Below are 16,389 nucleotides of genomic sequence, written 5' to 3'. Positions count from 1 at the left end.
GGCACCTCCTGGCAGGTAGGTGCACGCGCGTCCCCATAGCACCGGCAGCGACGAAGGCGTGGTGGGGATGCGCATCGGTGGTCACCCCAGTCCGATCCCCGAACGGGACACCCACGACTGATGTCGGCTGCCGCGTCCGAACTCCGAGACGTCCGGCAGTCGCCGCGTCCGCTCGCCGATCGTCTTTCCGACCCTTCCGACGCCGCGACTGCTGGCCTGGGCGACGTGGCTGGTGAGGTTGCGGGTGCGGCGGGCGAGTTCGACCTCGAAGTCGATACCCCGCCCCGCGACCGTTGCGGACTGGCGGGCGAGCAGGTCGGTGGGTCGCACCCACTCCACACCCTGCACCCGCCGCCCACTGTCCGCCGTCGTCGTCCTGCCGGTGCGGTTGCGGTGGGCGGTCTTGGCTGCCTGCACCGCCTCCGGCGTCGTCTCGGCCGCCGGTTCGGGGGTGCGGCCGGTGTCCTGATCGGCCACCTGGCGCTCACGGTCGCGCGGATACTGGCGATCGTGCTGGTCGTGGTCGTGGGCGTGGTCGGTGGTCGCGCTCATGGTGTCCTCGTCTCCTTGGCGTTCTGGTGGTCGATGGTGTCTTCGGGAAGGTGCGCGCTGGTGAACCAGCGGCCCACGGTGGAGGGGTGGACCCCGAGGTGGCGGGCGATGCGCTTGTTGGACCACCCCTGACCGCGCAGCTCGCTGGCGACCTCGCGCCGACCCCCGCCCGCGTTACCCGCCAGCGGGCCGGGGGCGGATTCGCCGCGCTGCGGCGGTTCCTCGGGTGCCTCATCCGGTGTCGGCGTCGGCTGGAGCCGGCTCGGCTCCGCGAGCCGAAGTGCGACGGCTTCGCCTACCGGATGCTCCACATGCGTGGTTTCCCCGCGAACCGCGCTCGTAATGGCTTCGGTGGCCGGGAGGGGTCGGGTGAGGATGACGGTCAGGTGGCTGATCGCCAGCAACACCAACGGCGGCACCGCCGCCACCGACGCGGCCAGCACACCCGGCACATCGGCGTCCGCGGCGACCACCGCGTGCAGGGCATTCGCCGTCACCGACACGATCGCCCCGGCCGCCAGCAGCACCCAGGGGTACCAGGAACCACGCTGGCCGGCGAGGGCGACGACGGAGACGGTGGCCACGACGATGATGCCGTCCACGATTAGGGGCCACGCCCACGCCTGCCCTTCGTTGACGCCCGAGCGGCGCGCGAGGTCGGCCAGCGCGGTGAAGGAGAGCCAGAACGCGCCGAGGGCGATCAGCACCGTCCCGGCCACGGCCGTGATGACGGCGAGGCGTCCACCGCGACGCCGCACCACCAGACTGCTCGGCGGGCTCATGACAGCACTCGCTCCGTCGCGCGCTGTGGCACCCTGCGCGGCTCCTCGCCATGTTGGTCGGCGGATGGGTGCGGTGCGGGTTGAGCGGTGCGGTAGGCCGAACGGATCGTCGCCGAAACCTCGCGCATGGTGAGCCCCGCATGCTCGGCGGCAGGCGCGAGAGCCGCGTAGGCGTCTGTTGGTGGGGTGTTGTTCTCGGCCAGGCGGCACGCCGCCCAGAACAGGCCGCGGTTCCGCTCGCCCTCAGGTCGTTCAGCGACCCAGGCGGCCAGTCGTTCGGCGCTGACGTCGCGCACCTGGCCGGCCGGACGCATTGCCGGTGTGGGGCGGGGGCCGAGGAAGTCCCGCAACCGATCTGAGGTCACTGTTGTCACGTGGCCGGTGTTGATCTGGCGCACCCGATAGCACCCGCGGCCTCGCTCACCGGCCACGGCTGAGGGTGGGACGATGATGTAGCCGCCGTCGCCACGGAAGTCGACCCCAGCACGGGGCGCCTGCCAGGAGCGCTGCCCGCCATCCGGTGTGGCTGGGTGGTAGGCGTGCATCCCACCCGAGGGCGTGGAGACCAGGAGCTGCCAACCGTCCACCAGCCCCGCCTCATGCGCACGATCGAAGGCATCGAAGCCGTTGACCGGGCCGTGGACATCGACCACCACGACCCCCGAAACAGCTCCCGTGGGCATTCCGATGTTCGCTGCCGAGTACCGGCCCCACCACGCCGCGACCTGGTCGGTGTCGGTGGTGGCGTCGTGGAAGCCGTGCTCGGTCAACGGCCGCTTGCCGCCCGGCACGCACGGGAACACCGGCACCCCAGCCACGGCGAACTCCCGCGCCGCTACCGAGAGCGGCCATCCATCCGAGACCTGCGCCAGCACGCCGGTCAGGACATCCACGGCGACCATCACAGCCCCCGCTCCACCGGCGCCACCGGTGCGGTGGCGAGTCGTGTTGCCGGTTCAGGTACAGATGCCGCGGGCCGCGTGGACGCGGTGCGTTCGTGCGCCGGCTCACTGCGCTGCTGGCTTCGCTGGGGTGCCTCACGGTCCAGACCGGGCGGGGTGCCGTCGGCGATCTGGGCGGTGTCGAGCTGGTCCAGGATCGTCAGGGCGGTCTTGCGGACCCGCTCACCGGTGGCCTTGACCACCTCGACCGGCTCCTTGCCATCCACCCGAGCGGCCCAGGTCGACACGTACGGAATCGTGTAACCGGAGGTGTCCATGCCGTGAGCGGCGCCGACCATCAGCGCCACCGACTCAGCCTCGACCTCACCGACCCCGCGATGCTGACGGGCATCCTCAGCATCGGGGCCGTGCAGAAGGACGTGCCCAAGTTCGTGTGCGAGAGTCTTGACCTGGGCGGCCGGGGCCATGTTTTCCCGCACCGCGACCGTCTTCGCGGTGTAGTCAGTCACCCCGTTGGCATCGTGAATCATCCCTTCGTGAGGCACCCGAACCACCGCGAAGCCGCGCTCCTCGACCAGCGCTGCCAGCCCGTCCCACAACCCGGCGGGAGCCTCGCCTTCCAGGAGCTTCGGTGTCGGCGGCTCCGGAATCGAATCGCCTGACGTCTGAGAGGCGTCCCAGACGTAAGCGGGACGGGCGGCGATCATCTTCGACCGCACGATCTCGCCTGGCCTGGACTTCTCGCCCTTGCCGAGCCGCCGCCAGGACTCCGCAGCCTGTGGCGTCGCGGTAGCGAAGCGCCCGGTGACCGGGGCGAAGATCATATATCCCGCTTGCCCCTTCTCCACCTGCCGCCCCAAGCCCTGCCACTGCCGATACCCCGCCACGTAGGACGGCATCGGCTCCGGCACCCGGCCAGCCTCGTAGGCGGCGTCATGCTGTGCCCAGATCAGTAGCGTGTTGGAGAACGATCGCGCTCTGAACCGCGCGGCGAACGCGAGCGCCCGCGCCCAGTCGTCACCGGAGACGAGCTTCTCCACTGCGCCGGTCAGGTGCTCATGCAGCTCGTCGAGCTTGGCTTCCCTCGCGGCTTGAGTTTGCTCCCGTGCCTTCGCCATCGTGCCGGTCTCCTCCCGATACCCTGAGCACCGGGCCGATCGGGCTCGGTGCTCGCCAGGTACGCCGGGACCACCAGCGGCGAGAGACGGACAACGGAACAGACGATGTGACCGTCAGGCGCGGTGGTGAACCCAACGAGTCCCTACCGGACTACTAGGCGCAAGACTCCTCAGGGCCGAGAGCGGGCGAGGATGCGGATGTATGTACCGCGACTGCGGCGATCCGTATCACGGCTTCAGGCGGCAGCTTTTTGCCTGGCGAGTTCGCGGTAGCGCGTCGGTGTGACGCCGACAGCCTGGCGGAACGTCCGGGCTGCGTGGCCGCGGCTGTGCCAGCCGACCCGACGCATCGCTGCCTCGATCGGCAGATCGGTCTCCCGCAGCAGCCGCGCCAGCCGCTCAGCACGCAACGTTGCCAGGTACGTCATCGGCGTCTTCCCGTAGGCATCGGCGAAGACCCGGCCGAGCTGGGACGGCGACAGATGCACGGCGGCTGAAAGACGCTGGAGCGTCCACCGCTGTTCGGGTGCATCGCGGAGAAGGTCGACGGCTTGCCGTGCCTCAACACGCAAGGGTGCGAACTTGCGAAGCCATGGAGGACCAGGGCGGGAAGCCTTGCGCTGGGTTTGTGACCGACGTACCGGGGTGGTCCTCACGTAGGGCACTATCACGTCGAGGACAGCGAATAGGCGGGCCTGCAAGCGGTAGAACTTCTCCGGCGGTGGTCCGTCAAAGCTGAGCGCGACGAGTTCGTCCAGCCAGGGCATGAGCATGCCAGCGCGATCCTCTCCGAGCCGGAGTATCTGGGCCGGTTCGGAATACAGCTCGTCGGCAAAGTCTCGCGCGTCTAGCCTGTCGACCAGTAGCGCGGCGTGCTGCCAAAAAACTTGGTCGATCACGTAGTCGCGGTCCAAGTACAGCGTCGTGACGGTGATCGCGCCCTCGGGCTCGCTTCCGCAGAGAGTATTGGCGGCAAGAGCGATGACGTCACCGACGGAGACGGGCCTCTCACCGAACTCGCTGAGCATGATCGCTGAGCCGTGCCGGACAAAGAGCAGTTTCACGCAGTCATACGCCATTGGCACGAAAGGGCGGTGGATTGTGCGGGTTCTCGCCATGATTGGAGGAAACTCAGCGCACTCGCCGTCCAGGACCGCGTCAGCAGGCCCGGATAGACCATCTACATGAGGAGAGGCGATAGCGCGCGTGGCGCCTGTCATGGCCCGGGTACCTCACGAACAAGGGCGGGTGTCCTGGCCGAGATGCAAAGCAGGTGGTGCCGTGCACGAAGTGCCACCGGTCGTTCGTGCCGTATGCCGTGTGCGATGACTCGCGAAGGTTCGGTTGACCACCGACTGCTCCTGTCATGTATCCGGCCAGTAACTCGATGGGCATCCAGGCTGTGGGGTACCCCACCACTGGGGCTGTAGCTCCGTACGGCGCCGGAGGTAACCGCAGGGGTGATGAGCGTGACGGCTCTGTCCACGCTGGGATTCGAATCACGATTCGCGGAGCGTGGCGGGTGGCTAAGTGATCATCCGATAGAAGCCAGGAAGTGAGCGCATCTGATTGCGCTTCAGTGTTCCGCGTACGACTCGGTGGAAACTCGGGCGCAAGAGTTGGTTCAACAGAAGCCGTAGCGGCCCGGAAGGTAATCGCACGTAGTTGATGATCGCGAACTCTGCGCTGTTGTCGACTGGACGCAGGGCTGTGGAGTTGTCCACGTCAATCGTGGACGTGTACCAGTCGGTCAGGCCCAGCCAGGTGTCGACGGGGTCGGTGCCACCGGATGCGGTGAAGTGATTGAACAGGAAGATCGCATCCCGATTCGCTTCGGTCTCGCCAATGCGTGCTGCATTTGTTCCGATAAGGATCTCGGTTCCGGCGAGGGCTTTGACGGCACTGCTGTTGCGGACTCGGTCCAGGTCGTCGGGTCGGGTTGTGCGAATCAGCATGGCCAGGTCGTGCCGCGGCGCCCCGCGCAAAGGAGGGATGAGACGAGCGCGAAAGACACGCACCGAGTGCACATCGGGACGCTGTTCAAACTCCTTTGCTGCCTCTGTCAGACGATCTGCCGCCTCACGCCGGGGCGCAGTCTGATGGTATATGGGGGCCTTCTGAGGCTTGTCGGCGTGGAATCCGAGGTAGATGAAGCCATGGGGTTCTGCATCAGTGAGCGGGAGTGGGGCGCGGGTACTCATGATCCTCCTAGCATTGAGTGGGTGCTCACTCAGTGTAGCTGAGTGAGCACCCACTCAGCTACACTGGTCGTATGGAACCAGGAATAACCATGCGGGAGCGCATCGTGCAGTCAGCGTTGGAGTGCATGCGGGAGCATGGAGTGCGGGGGACTACGACGAAGCTCGTCGCGCGCCGCGCTGGCGTCTCTGAGGGCAGTATTTACAACCACTTCGCCAACCGCTCTGAGCTTGTCGTGGAAGCGTTTGGTTTGGCGACGCGGGGGATTCGGGAGCACGCCACCGGACTTAGCCGCCTTGTCGGTACGAGGACGGTGGAGGACAATCTGGTCAGTCTGATGGAGTCGATCATCGGGTTCTTCCGCGAGATCGCCCCTGTCGTCGGGTCCGTTATCGGAGACCCGGAGTTGCGGGGCTGGTTCACCGAGGGGAAGGTGTCAGACCCCGACGGGCAGCCGTTGACACCACTGACCGGAGTAAACGAGCTCCGTGATTATCTGGAATGCGAACATGAACTGGGGCGCCTGCCGAGCCGTCAGGCGTGGGCAGCCTGCGCGACGATGCTCATCGGGGCATGTATGCAATACGTGTACCTAGAGCTTCTCTCCCCGATGAATCTCACCGATGCTCTCGTCGACGGCAACGACCCGGGCCACTCATACGCGCGAACCGTGGTACGCACACTTTTTGACACGTCACGGAGCGCTTCATGACCTTCAGCGCTTTGGCTGGCGCAGGTGGCCTCGGCTTCGTAATTGTCGCGGTTGTCGTCAACGTCATTTACATACGCGGCCGATTGCCCATACCGGGCTCGTCATCGACAAAGAACCTCGACGATACGGTGGCCGACTTCGCGGCTGCCAGGATCGCACTTCGCGCGCCATCGGTGCTCGCTCCAGCATCATGGCTCTTCCTCACAGGTTTCGCCGCGGGCATGCTCACAGAAACGTGGAACGCCGACTCCGGGCCGAACGCATGGGCGCTGGTCGGCATGGGCGGCGTACTCCTACAGAACGCAACATTCGCGGCCGTCGAAGCGTTGCGATTCGCCATCGCAGAAGCGGCTACCCGCGCTCCTGCCACGGTGGCTGGTCTCTGGACGATGAGTAATGTGCTCTTCGGTTTCAACCAAGTGTTCCTGGCCACCGCGCTGCTGGGATTCACCACAGCAGGCATCGATCTCATCCCGGCATGGCAGACAGCGCTCGGATATGGAAGCGCCGCCCTGCTGTTCGTAAGCTCCTCAGCTAGTCCCTACAACACCCAAGGAAACAGCCGGATTGGACTGATCGGCCTCATCGGGTGGCTCGGATGGATCATCTGGATCGTCGTCCTCAGCATCACGCTCATCAACATCTGAGGCAGGATCGATCACCGGCATCGCACCCGCGATGCCAACGCGGTCGTTGACGAGCGGCGACGTAACTCACCACGCGCGACGCGCACCCAGGATGAAGATGCGGATGCGGTAGTGGGGAGCGCCGATGCGGAAGCCGGTAGGCCGATCCATCGCGCGTGGAGCCCAAGGTCGGACGGATCGCCGAGTATCGCGCCGAGTGCCCGAAGGAGTCGAGCTGGCTGGTCTCCCAGACCCCATCGGTCGGGTTCCAGATTGCAAGGGTCGCGGGTGCATCGGCTCCGGACTGGGCGTTGCGTTCATCAGGGTTGCTCCTTGCGTCTCGGGACGGACAGCGCGGGCGGAGAGCAATCCGCGCACGTTCGCGATCACCACGTATCGGGGTTGCAGTGCCCCGATCGCCTGAGCCATGAACGACCACAACCCCGAACGCGTGCCCGGTGCGAGCACGGCCTGCTTACCCGACCGTCGACACGTCCGCACACGGAAAGCCCCCGCGAGGATGTCCACCGGCACGACCTCCCCGCAGCTGACGGTGGAGATATCGCCGAGGTTCGGCAGGGCCGGCCAGTGCTGGGTGAACACGCGGGCGACGGGAGCGGTGAACTCGGACAACCAGACCGGCTCAGCATCAAAGTGGAGCTCGACGGCGAGGTCGAGACCGCCGTACCCGCTGAACAGTGAACCGATCTTCAACCGGCGGGATGGCGTAGCGGTGTGAGGCATGAGAACTCCGTCAGTTCAGTGGAACCCGGCGTCAGACCCCGCAACGGGGCCCTTCGCCGGGTAGAACACCTGCCAGGTGCACGACGATGACGGCTCAGTCGCACCTGATATGCAGTCGACCGAATCTCAGCAGTCCGGCTACACCGCGAGTCGGGCCAAGAGACCGCCCCGCGATGACTCGCCGGCCACCTTCGATCTGCGCCACCCCCAGAGGTGCCACGCCTCTTGCAGGTCGAGGTTTGTCAACCAAGGTTGACGGCGCTTCGCGCGGTCGAGGCCTGCTCACCTGACCGCCGAAGGGCGGTGAACGCGGTGACGGTTTCGATGCGCGTGATGTCGGCAGGGGACGGCTACAAGTACCTGCTGCGCACCGTTGCGGCCGGCGATGGCGATCGGTCGCTGTCCACGCCTTTGACGAGGTACTACTTGGAGGCGGGAACACCACCGGGCCAATGGCTCGGCTCTGGTGTCGCCGCGCTCGGCAAGGGCCAGCTCGCCGTTGGTGACCAAGTTTCGGAGGCCCAGCTCCAGCTCCTGATGGGCATGGGCCGCGACCCGGTCACCGGTGACCCGCTCGGTCATGCGTTCCCCGCCTACAAGTCGGTGACGGAGCGGATCGAGGCACGGATCGCCGGCCTCGACCCCGACATGAGTCCGGGGGCCAAGGGCGAGGCGGTGGCGCAGATTGAGGCTGAGGAGACCGAGCGTGGGATGCGGCGGGCGGTGGCGGGGTTCGACTTCACGTTCAGTGTCCCGAAGTCCGCATCGGCGTTGTGGGCGGTCGCCGATGCCGGCACACAGGCGCTCATTGGTGAGGCGCATCATGCGGCGGTTGCGGAAGTGGTTGCGTTCATGGAGCGCGAGGTTGCAACCACCCGAACGGGCGCGACCGCCGGCGACGGTGCGGTTGCACAGGTCGATGTCACTGGGCTGGTGGCGACGGCGTTCGATCACTTCGACTCCCGCGCGGGCGACCCCCACTTGCATACCCACGTTGTCATCTCCAACAAGGTCCAGACCGTCCTCGACGGCAAGTGGAGGTCGCTGGATGGGCGGCCGATGCACGCCGCCGTTGTCGCGCTCTCGGAGTTGCACGAGGCGGTGTTCGCCGACCACATGACCCGCACCTTCGGCGTCGAATGGGAGGCCCGCGACATGGGACGAGACCGCAACCCCGCCTGGGCGATCAGCAGCGTGCCGGAGGAGCTGGTGGCCGAGTTCTCCACTCGTGCCCGGCACATCGACACCGAGACCGACCGCCTCATCGCCGACTTTGCGAGCAAGCATGGCCGGCGGCCGTCCCCGGCGACGATCATGAAGCTGCGCGCCCAAGCCACTCTCAGCACTCGGCCGGAGAAGGAGGTCCATTCGCTGGCCGACCTGACCCATCAGTGGCGTACTCGCGCCATCGGGGTGCTCGGGCAGGACGCAACCGGCTGGGCGCGCGCCGTCACTAACAACGATAGGGCGTTGTTACTGCGGGCCGATGACGTGCCGCTGGAGGCTGTCGCTGAACTCGGGCAGAGCGTGGTCGAGGTGGTGGGTGAGAAGCGCTCCACGTGGCGGCGGTGGAATCTGATGGCCGAAGCGTCCCGGCAGACGATGGGCTGGCGCTTCGCCACCATGCAAGACCGCGAGGCCGTCGAGGGAATGATCGCCGACGCCGCCGAGTCCGTGTCGCTGCGGTTGACGCCGCCCGACTTCGCCACGTCGCCGGTCACGTTCCGGCGGGTGGATGGCACGAGCGTGTTCCGCCCGAAGCACTCGACCGTGTTCTCCTCGGAACTGCTGCTGGCCGCCGAAGACCGGCTGCTCGACCGCTCCCGCACGCTGACCGCCCCCACCGTGCCCGTGGCGACCGTCGAGAGAATCACTGCCCACCCGATGCCGAGGACAGGATGCTCGGGGAGGACCAAGCTGACGCGCTGATGAAGATCGCGGTCTCCGGCCGGATACTCGATGTGCTCGTGGGTCCGGCGGGCGCGGGGAAGACCACGGCGATGTCAGCGCTTCGCCGCGCATGGGAGACCGAGCACGGCGCCGGGTCCGTCGTCGGGCTCGCACCCTCAGCGGTGGCCGCGCAGGTCCTCGCCGACGACCTCGGCATCGCTACAGAGAACACCGCGAAGTGGTGGCAGAACCACCTCGTCCATGGCACGACTTTCAAGGCCGGGCAGCTCCTCATCATCGACGAGGCATCCCTGGCTGGCACCCTGTCCCTGGACCGCATCACCTACCTCGCCGAACGCGCTGGGGCGAAGGTGCTGCTGGTCGGTGACTTCGCCCAGCTCCAATCCGTGGACGCCGGCGGCGCGTTCAACCTGCTCGTGGGCGACCGGCACGATGCCCCAGAGCTGGTCGACGTCCACCGCTTCACCAACGCCTGGGAGAAGACCGCATCCCTCGCCCTGCGCCACGGACGCGCCGAAGTGATCGACACCTACCTCGACCACGACCGCATCCGCGAGGGGGACGGGGATGCGATGACCGATGCCGCATACGCCGCGTGGCGCGCGGACCGGGAGCGAGGGCTGGTGTCAGTGCTGGTCGCCGAGACCCGCGACGACGTGACAGCCCTCAACACCCGCGCCCGTGCGGACCTGATCCTCGACGGCACCCTGACACCAGGCCGGGAGGTCGAACTGAACGACGGCACCACTGCTGGGGTCGGGGACACGATCATCACCCGCCGAAACGACCGCCGCCTGCGCAACGGCAAGGACTGGGTCCGCAACGGCGACACCTGGACCATCACCGGCGTCCGCGACGACGGCTCAGTCACCATCCGAAAGACCGGCCGCCGGTTCGGCGGCGCCATCGTCCTTCCCGCCGCCTACGTGACCAACCATGTTGATCTGGGCTATGCGATCACCGCCCACAGGGCGCAAGGCGTCACCGTCGACACCTCCCACGTCCTGGTCGAGCCGACGAGCACGCGGGAGAACTTCTACGTCGCGATGACCCGCGGCAAGCACGCCAACCGCGCCTATGTGATCCTCGACCGGGCCGACGACCACGCCCGCCCGCATCCTGGCGACAACCCCGACGCCACCGGCCGGTCCGCCCTGTTCGGGGTGCTCCAGCACGTCGGTGCGGAGCTGTCCGCACACGAGACCATCACCGCCGAACAGGAGCACTGGGGCTCGATCGCCCAACTCGCCGCCGAGTACGAGACCATCGCCGCCGCAGCCCAGCACGACCGCTGGGCCACCCTCATCCGATCCTCCGGACTCACCTCTGAGCAATCCGACACCGCGATCGAGTCCGACGCGTTCGGAGCGCTCACCGCCGAACTCCGCCGCGCCGAGGCCAACCACCACGACCTCGACACCTTGTTCCCGCGCCTGGTCGCCGCGCGAGCATTCGATGACGCCGACGACATCACCTCCGTCCTTCACCACCGCGTCGCCCGCGCCACCGCACGCCCCTCCAAGTCCGGCCGCACCCGCAAGGCACCACGACTGATCGCAGGACTCATCCCGTCCGCCGACGGGCCTATGACCGGCGACATGCGCCACGCTCTCGATGAACGTCGCCAGCTCATCGAGCACCGCACCACCAACGTCCTGGATAGCGCCCTCACCGACCAAGAGCCCTGGACTGCTGCGCTCGGCCCCGAACCCGAGGTCGAGAAGGTAGCGAAGGCGTGGCGGCGCAATGCCAGAGTGGTGGCGGCCTACCGCGACCGCTATCAGATCACCAGCAGCCGACCTCTGGGCCCCGCACCAGAGAGCGCGGCGCAGAGGATCGACCATGCCCGCGCCGATGCCGCTCTCATCCGCGCACGGACCATCACCAAGGCCCAGCAGGCTGAACCGGTACGGCGTCCGATCGGACATGACTCCATCGGCCCGCGCCTGTGAGCCCTTCAAGATGTCAGAGCTCAGGCGTATCGTAGAGGCGAGGCAGGTTTCTCCTCACCACTCGGCCGAACGCGGTCGGCCCGACTTCGGGCCCTTCTCAACGCACTGCCTCCTCAGATCAAACGTGCGATTGAGAGGAGCCGAACATGTTCCGCCTCCTGATAGTGGTCAGCATCCGAGTCCGGAACTTCCTGCGCCGCTACATGCCCACCAACATCCTCGCTGACGCGATACGGGCCAGACGCGGCATGAAGTTGGGACCGGCAGTGATGCTGCTGGCCGTCCCGTACTTCGCCGCCGCCGTCTGGCTCGCCGGCCTCATCGATCAGGGTGCGCCAGGCTGGCTGCACCTGCTCGTCCTGCTGACTATCTGGAACGGGTTCAAGATGCTCTGGCTCGGGCCTGCCAGCGTCGCTTGGCTCACCCGAGCCCGCCTCCGCGAGGCCGGTGCACGTCGACGGCAGCGACGCGCCGCCGCGCTGAGTTCAGGCTCGACTGTCTAGCCAGGCGAACCCGAGGACTCGACGCCGCGTTGCTCAGGTGCTCGAGAACCGCAGTCATGTCGGGCACCTGCCATAGAATTTCACCTATGTCATCTGATCGACCGGCACGGCAGCCAGCACCGAGTTCTGCCGTGCCCGTTCTTCGGAGTCTGGGACCCGCGTACGAAGAGGACCTCCATGGGCGCAACGCTTCGGTCCTCCTCGACGTCCTGACCGACAAGTCTGCAACGGCCGCGAAGAACATCGCTCTTGCGGGTCACTACGGCAGTGGCAAGAGCAGCGTCATCCTTGGTGTCCAGGAGGGTCTAGACGAACGCACGATCAGGTGGGTCAACTTGTCGTTGTCGAGCCTGGGGATCGATGACACGAAGCGGGCACGCATCCAGCAAGACGGATCGCTTGCGCCCTTGACGAACCTGATACAGAAGGAGATCGTCAAGCAGCTCCTCTATCGGAAGCCGCCTTCGGACATGCCGGGGTCGAGGTACTTTCGCATCGACTCGTTCAAACCTTGGCCAGCCTTGATGTGGGGCGGTGTCGTAGCAGTCGGATTCTTCGTAGTTGCCGTTCTTCTTGGACTGGTCAATCGCATCGAGGACGTGGCACCTGAGAGCGTGGTCGAAGGTCATGCGTGGGTGGCTTGGGCCGCTGTCGGCGCCCTTGGCGTGTTCGTGGGCGGGGTGTGGTTCTTGGGCCTCCGTGTCCTTCAGAGCCGGATACGAGTTGAGAGCGTCTCCGCCGGCGGAGCAGCGGTCAAGCTGAGCGCAAAAGAAAATTCGTACTTCGACGAATACCTGGACGAGATTGTCTACTTCTTTCAGCGGACTAAGACCAAGGTCGCGATATTTGAGGATTTAGACCGGTTCAAGGACCCGCACATCTTCGAGACCCTGCGTGAGCTGAACACCGTCTTGAACAACTCCGAGCAGATTAAGTCACGGCCGATTCAGTTCGTCTACGCGGTCCGGGACAGCATCTTCGAGGAACTGCAAGTAGACGCGGAATCTGACGGTGAGGATGCCAAGACTTCGGCCCTTCATGCGTCGGCGTTGGAGTCTGCGCCTTCTGCGAACAGGACGAAGTTTTTCGACTTGGTAGTGCCGATGGTTCCGTTCCTCACCCATCGTTCGGCACGGGACCTGCTCGCGGCCGAGTTCGCCGAAGTGGACCACCAGCCGTCCACCGCATTGGTGAATCTTGTCGGCGCCCATCTGACCGACATGCGCGTAATCCGCAACATCCGAAACGAGTACGAGATCTATCGCGCATCTGTGCTCGGCGAGAATGGGCTTAAGGGGCTGACCGCGGATCGTCTTTTCGCGATGATGGTTTACAAGAATCTCCACCTAGAAGACTTCGAGGCCATCCGGCTCGGCACAAGTAAGATCGACGAGGCGCACCGGGCCTTCCACAAGATGGTCGAGTATCAAACTCGGCATCAGGCAGTGCGCAGCAAGACGGCGCAGAACCGGGTGAGGACGAAAGCCCTCTGGGACAAGCATGCTCAGGCAGCCGGTGAGCGGCTGCAAGAGGTACTGCCGATCGTCTCCCGGGCGACAGGTCTCGGCGGCAAGTCGGTCCTTCGACACCAGTCAGGCGACTACGAGCTGACGGGCCTGACATCGGGTGACTTCTGGAGGTCGTTGTACGAGAACCGCGATGACGTGCAACTCCTCCGACCTGGGCAGGGCGGCTTGAAGCTGTCGTTCGACGAGTTGATCGCGTTGGTAGGGAATCGAACGGATGGGCTGGACGACGCCGTGGACGCTGATGTTGCTCGCCTTCAGCGCGATTCCCGGGTTGCACTGGAGACTAAAGACTTCGTCATGAAGGCCACTATCGCGGAGCTAATGGCCAGGACGGACCTCGTCATGCCAACCGAGGATGGCGACGAACGCAATTTGGACTCCATCATCAGCGAACTCGTATCTCCTTTGGGACGCGATCTGCTGGCTAAGGGCTACATCGACGAGAACTTCACTCTGTACTGCTCGGACTACCATGACATCGCGATCAGCGTGAGTGCGATGAACTTCATCCTTCACTGCGTCCAAGCCGATCGCGCAGCTCCCCACTTTCACTTCGATGAGGCTAGCTCGATCGAAGCAGTTGAGAAGGAGATGGGTTCCCGCTTCCTCGACGGCGAAAGTGTCTTCAACGTCGAAGTTTTTGACTACTACTTGCCTGCACGTCCCGAACACCTCGACAAGGCCATCGATAAGCTCGCCGTGCGTTCGGGGGATGACTCCTCTTTCCTCGACGCCTATCTGATAGACGGCGAATATCGCGATGGGCTCATCAGTCGATTGGCTCCGCGCTGGGACGGTGTTTTCATTCATCTGGTCGAGAAGGCACCGCTAGAACTCGAAGTAGTCGTGGCCCTCTTTGATGCGGCTATCACGAGCGCCGCGACGGACACAGACTACGAAGCTTCTGACCAGGTCGCGGAGTTCGTGTCGGAGCACTACGCCCAGATGCAGGCATTTGTTGGCGAGACGGACGCGGTGAAGGCGACCGACCTGATTGCTCTTCTGCGTCGTCTCGGCGCGCAGATAAGCGATCTCAGTTTGCTCGGAGAGACACAGCGCAAGGCGGCGGTGGCCGCAGGCCTATACCCGGTCACGCGGATGAACCTGTCGGTCGCTCTCGGCGAAAGCACCGGTCTAGCGCTTGACGTCATGAACGCTGCCGATGACTCGGTCTACAGGCATGTGCTCGCGAACCTGGACGACTACCTTGACATCCTCCAAGACGACGAGGTGACCGTCGAGAGCCCAGACGCATTCGTTGCTGTGCTCGGTGACGTCGCAGATGCAGCCGAGTTTGCCGTGCGCCTCGTCGCGGCACGTGCGGCGGACTCCTGCGAAGTTGCCGACCTTACGGACCTCGACGACGGAGCATGGGGACAAGTGGTGTCGGCAGGTCGGTTCGCGCCGACTGTCTGGAACGTGAGCCAGTTCGTCAGCAAGTTCGGAGTCAACGAAGAACTGATCGAGAACCTCGGCACGGTCAACCTCACCAAGGCCGAGGAAGTGGAAGAAGAGCCCAGGCTGGGGCTTGCATATGCACTGGCCAACTCCGGTGCGTTGGAGTCGACAGCAGCCGTCCGCCTACTCGGGCAGCTCGACCTTGCCGACGGCTTGGACCCCGAACACTTGTCCGATGTCGGCCTCGCCCTCCTTCCAACGCTGCTAGAGAAGGACCTGGTGCCTGATACCGCCGACACGTACGCCCTCGTGAGTGACCGCCCGTTCGCATTCCGCGAGGAGTACTTCGCAGCGTCCAAGCAACTGGCGTCGTACGTATGCGAGTTGGAGTTGTCGAGCGACGATCTAGCTCAAGTGATGCGGAGTGGACGTCTGACACCAACTGTGAAGCGCGCGATCGCCGACGACGTAGAGTTCGTCACTGATCGTCTGTCCCGGCAGAGCGTGATCGCGTTTTGCCAGTGGGCAAGCAAAGGCAACAACGTCTCTGTTGAACTACTAGTCAAGCTTGCCGAGGCTGGTGCGCCGGCCGAGCACGTTCTGGGTCTGCTAGAGCCGCATCTCCCCGACATAGAACTCGGGCTACTAGATGAAATCCTGCTCGGATTGGGCGACGACTATGAGCCTCTGACCAGAACCGGACACCATCGTCCGCGCTTGAAGGACCGCGACGGAACTGAGGAACTGCTCAAAGCGTTGCAGAGTCGCAACAGAGTCAGTTCCTTCGGTCCAGCAAAACTACTCGGCGGAATCCGAGTCAACATGCGGCACTGACAATGACAGGCATTTTGACCGCAGCTTAGATAGACCCGGGTAGCTTGCTTGGCTAGAGACCTCGATGATGCCAGATGGTTGAGAAGGATATCGGTATTCGCCTTGTTGATTTCACTGACCTGGCGCAACGATGCCGCGAGAGCGGTTACGGCCTCACAGAGTTCCAACGACAAGACATGGTCGCCGACCTGCGTTGGCCGGCCGATGTCATCGAGCAGTGGATCTACGACCACGCAGGCAATGCTTCCTTCCTCCGAGATTATGAGAACGTCGATCTCGCACAGGTCGGCTGGCAGGTTGAAGCGCTGCCAGTTGACACGTTCATGACAATGCAAACTGGACCATCGGACCGGAATGTTATTGAGGTCGTCGCGGACGATCCGGATCATTGGATCTCCGTGCGTAACCAAGGCCAGCACCTGGGCGTGGGACTCGCCTGGGAGGTTCACGGCACTTGGAAGCGTTGGCCGATCGTCATAGATCAGGCGCTGCTTCACCCCGCATCGAGCGGCGTTCAACTTGTGGAAGGACGCACTCGCGTCGGCATCCTGCGCGGTCGTCAGCGGCAAGGAAAGCTCGTCGCCAACAGGCATCTGGCTTGGGTTGGTCGCCAACGTGGATGACATC

13 protein-coding genes are annotated in these 16,389 nt (G+C 64.9%); 7 read left to right on the top strand and 6 right to left on the bottom strand.

Annotated features, from left to right (window positions below):
* Nucleotides 1-81: 81 nt before the first annotated feature.
* From HCA44_RS09505 to HCA44_RS09480, 6 genes are all read right to left on the bottom strand, one after another.
* Nucleotides 82-552 (bottom strand): hypothetical protein, encoded by a 471-nt coding sequence (locus tag HCA44_RS09505; protein ID WP_169648305.1) that lies wholly within the window; start codon nt 550-552, stop codon nt 82-84.
* A complete protein-coding gene (locus HCA44_RS09500) occupies nt 549-1,334 on the bottom strand; it encodes a DUF2637 domain-containing protein (protein ID WP_169648304.1) in 786 nt (261 codons plus the stop codon). The genes HCA44_RS09505 and HCA44_RS09500 overlap by 4 nt, the downstream gene beginning before the upstream one ends.
* Nucleotides 1,331-2,236 (bottom strand): bifunctional DNA primase/polymerase, encoded by a 906-nt coding sequence (locus HCA44_RS09495; RefSeq protein ID WP_206037961.1) that lies wholly within the window; start codon nt 2,234-2,236, stop codon nt 1,331-1,333. Before HCA44_RS09495 ends, HCA44_RS09500 begins: the two co-directional genes overlap by 4 nt.
* Entirely contained in the window at nt 2,236-3,354 is a 1,119-nt protein-coding gene (locus HCA44_RS09490; RefSeq protein ID WP_169648302.1) for an ArdC-like ssDNA-binding domain-containing protein, read from the bottom strand. The genes HCA44_RS09495 and HCA44_RS09490 overlap by 1 nt, the downstream gene beginning before the upstream one ends.
* Before the next feature lie 236 nt (nt 3,355-3,590).
* Nucleotides 3,591-4,418, bottom strand: a complete 828-nt coding sequence (locus tag HCA44_RS09485; RefSeq protein ID WP_206037910.1) for a helix-turn-helix domain-containing protein — start codon at nt 4,416-4,418, stop codon at nt 3,591-3,593.
* 462 nt (nt 4,419-4,880) lie between these two features.
* On the bottom strand, nt 4,881-5,555 hold the full coding sequence (locus HCA44_RS09480) for a hypothetical protein (protein WP_169648301.1): 675 nt from the start codon (nt 5,553-5,555) through the stop codon (nt 4,881-4,883).
* Nucleotides 5,556-5,626: 71 nt separating this feature from the next.
* Between HCA44_RS09480 and HCA44_RS09475 the strand changes: the two genes are divergently transcribed.
* From HCA44_RS09475 to HCA44_RS09445, 7 genes are all read left to right on the top strand, one after another.
* A complete protein-coding gene (locus HCA44_RS09475; protein ID WP_169648300.1) occupies nt 5,627-6,265 on the top strand; it encodes a TetR/AcrR family transcriptional regulator in 639 nt (212 codons plus the stop codon).
* Complete coding sequence (locus HCA44_RS09470; protein ID WP_169648299.1) at nt 6,262-6,912, top strand: hypothetical protein; 651 nt, start codon at nt 6,262-6,264, stop codon at nt 6,910-6,912. Before HCA44_RS09475 ends, HCA44_RS09470 begins: the two co-directional genes overlap by 4 nt.
* Nucleotides 6,913-7,947: 1,035 nt before the next feature.
* Nucleotides 7,948-9,564: a MobF family relaxase gene (mobF, locus tag HCA44_RS20770; RefSeq protein WP_206037909.1), complete on the top strand. Its 1,617-nt coding sequence runs from the start codon at nt 7,948-7,950 to the stop codon at nt 9,562-9,564.
* The gene (locus HCA44_RS20765) at nt 9,564-11,498 is read left to right on the top strand and encodes an AAA family ATPase (RefSeq protein WP_206037908.1); all 1,935 of its coding nucleotides are present in this window, start codon (nt 9,564-9,566) and stop codon (nt 11,496-11,498) included. The genes mobF and HCA44_RS20765 overlap by 1 nt, the downstream gene beginning before the upstream one ends.
* Nucleotides 11,499-11,644: 146 nt before the next feature.
* Nucleotides 11,645-12,001, top strand: a complete 357-nt coding sequence (locus HCA44_RS09455; protein WP_169648297.1) for a sulfate permease — start codon at nt 11,645-11,647, stop codon at nt 11,999-12,001.
* 131 nt (nt 12,002-12,132) lie between these two features.
* A complete protein-coding gene (locus HCA44_RS09450) occupies nt 12,133-15,762 on the top strand; it encodes a hypothetical protein (RefSeq protein WP_169648296.1) in 3,630 nt (1,209 codons plus the stop codon).
* A gap of 74 nt (nt 15,763-15,836) precedes the next feature.
* Complete coding sequence (locus tag HCA44_RS09445; RefSeq protein WP_169648295.1) at nt 15,837-16,385, top strand: hypothetical protein; 549 nt, start codon at nt 15,837-15,839, stop codon at nt 16,383-16,385.
* Nucleotides 16,386-16,389 lie beyond the last annotated feature (4 nt).

Source organism: Rhodococcus sp. HNM0569 (genome assembly GCF_012726205.1).
Classification (GTDB): Bacteria; Actinomycetota; Actinomycetes; order Mycobacteriales; family Mycobacteriaceae; genus Rhodococcus_F.
This window is presented reverse-complemented; position numbering and strand designations above follow the sequence as displayed.

Coding starts and splice junctions, on each gene's coding strand:
- HCA44_RS09505 (WP_169648305.1), bottom strand. CDS start 552: ATGAGCGCGACCACCGACCACGCCCACGACCACGACCAGCACGATCGC.
- HCA44_RS09500 (WP_169648304.1), bottom strand. CDS start 1,334: ATGAGCCCGCCGAGCAGTCTGGTGGTGCGGCGTCGCGGTGGACGCCTC.
- HCA44_RS09495 (WP_206037961.1), bottom strand. CDS start 2,236: ATGGTCGCCGTGGATGTCCTGACCGGCGTGCTGGCGCAGGTCTCGGAT.
- HCA44_RS09490 (WP_169648302.1), bottom strand. CDS start 3,354: ATGGCGAAGGCACGGGAGCAAACTCAAGCCGCGAGGGAAGCCAAGCTC.
- HCA44_RS09480 (WP_169648301.1), bottom strand. CDS start 5,555: ATGAGTACCCGCGCCCCACTCCCGCTCACTGATGCAGAACCCCATGGC.
- HCA44_RS09475 (WP_169648300.1), top strand. CDS start 5,627: ATGGAACCAGGAATAACCATGCGGGAGCGCATCGTGCAGTCAGCGTTG.
- HCA44_RS09470 (WP_169648299.1), top strand. CDS start 6,262: ATGACCTTCAGCGCTTTGGCTGGCGCAGGTGGCCTCGGCTTCGTAATT.
- HCA44_RS20765 (WP_206037908.1), top strand. CDS start 9,564: ATGAAGATCGCGGTCTCCGGCCGGATACTCGATGTGCTCGTGGGTCCG.
- HCA44_RS09455 (WP_169648297.1), top strand. CDS start 11,645: ATGTTCCGCCTCCTGATAGTGGTCAGCATCCGAGTCCGGAACTTCCTG.
- HCA44_RS09445 (WP_169648295.1), top strand. CDS start 15,837: ATGGTTGAGAAGGATATCGGTATTCGCCTTGTTGATTTCACTGACCTG.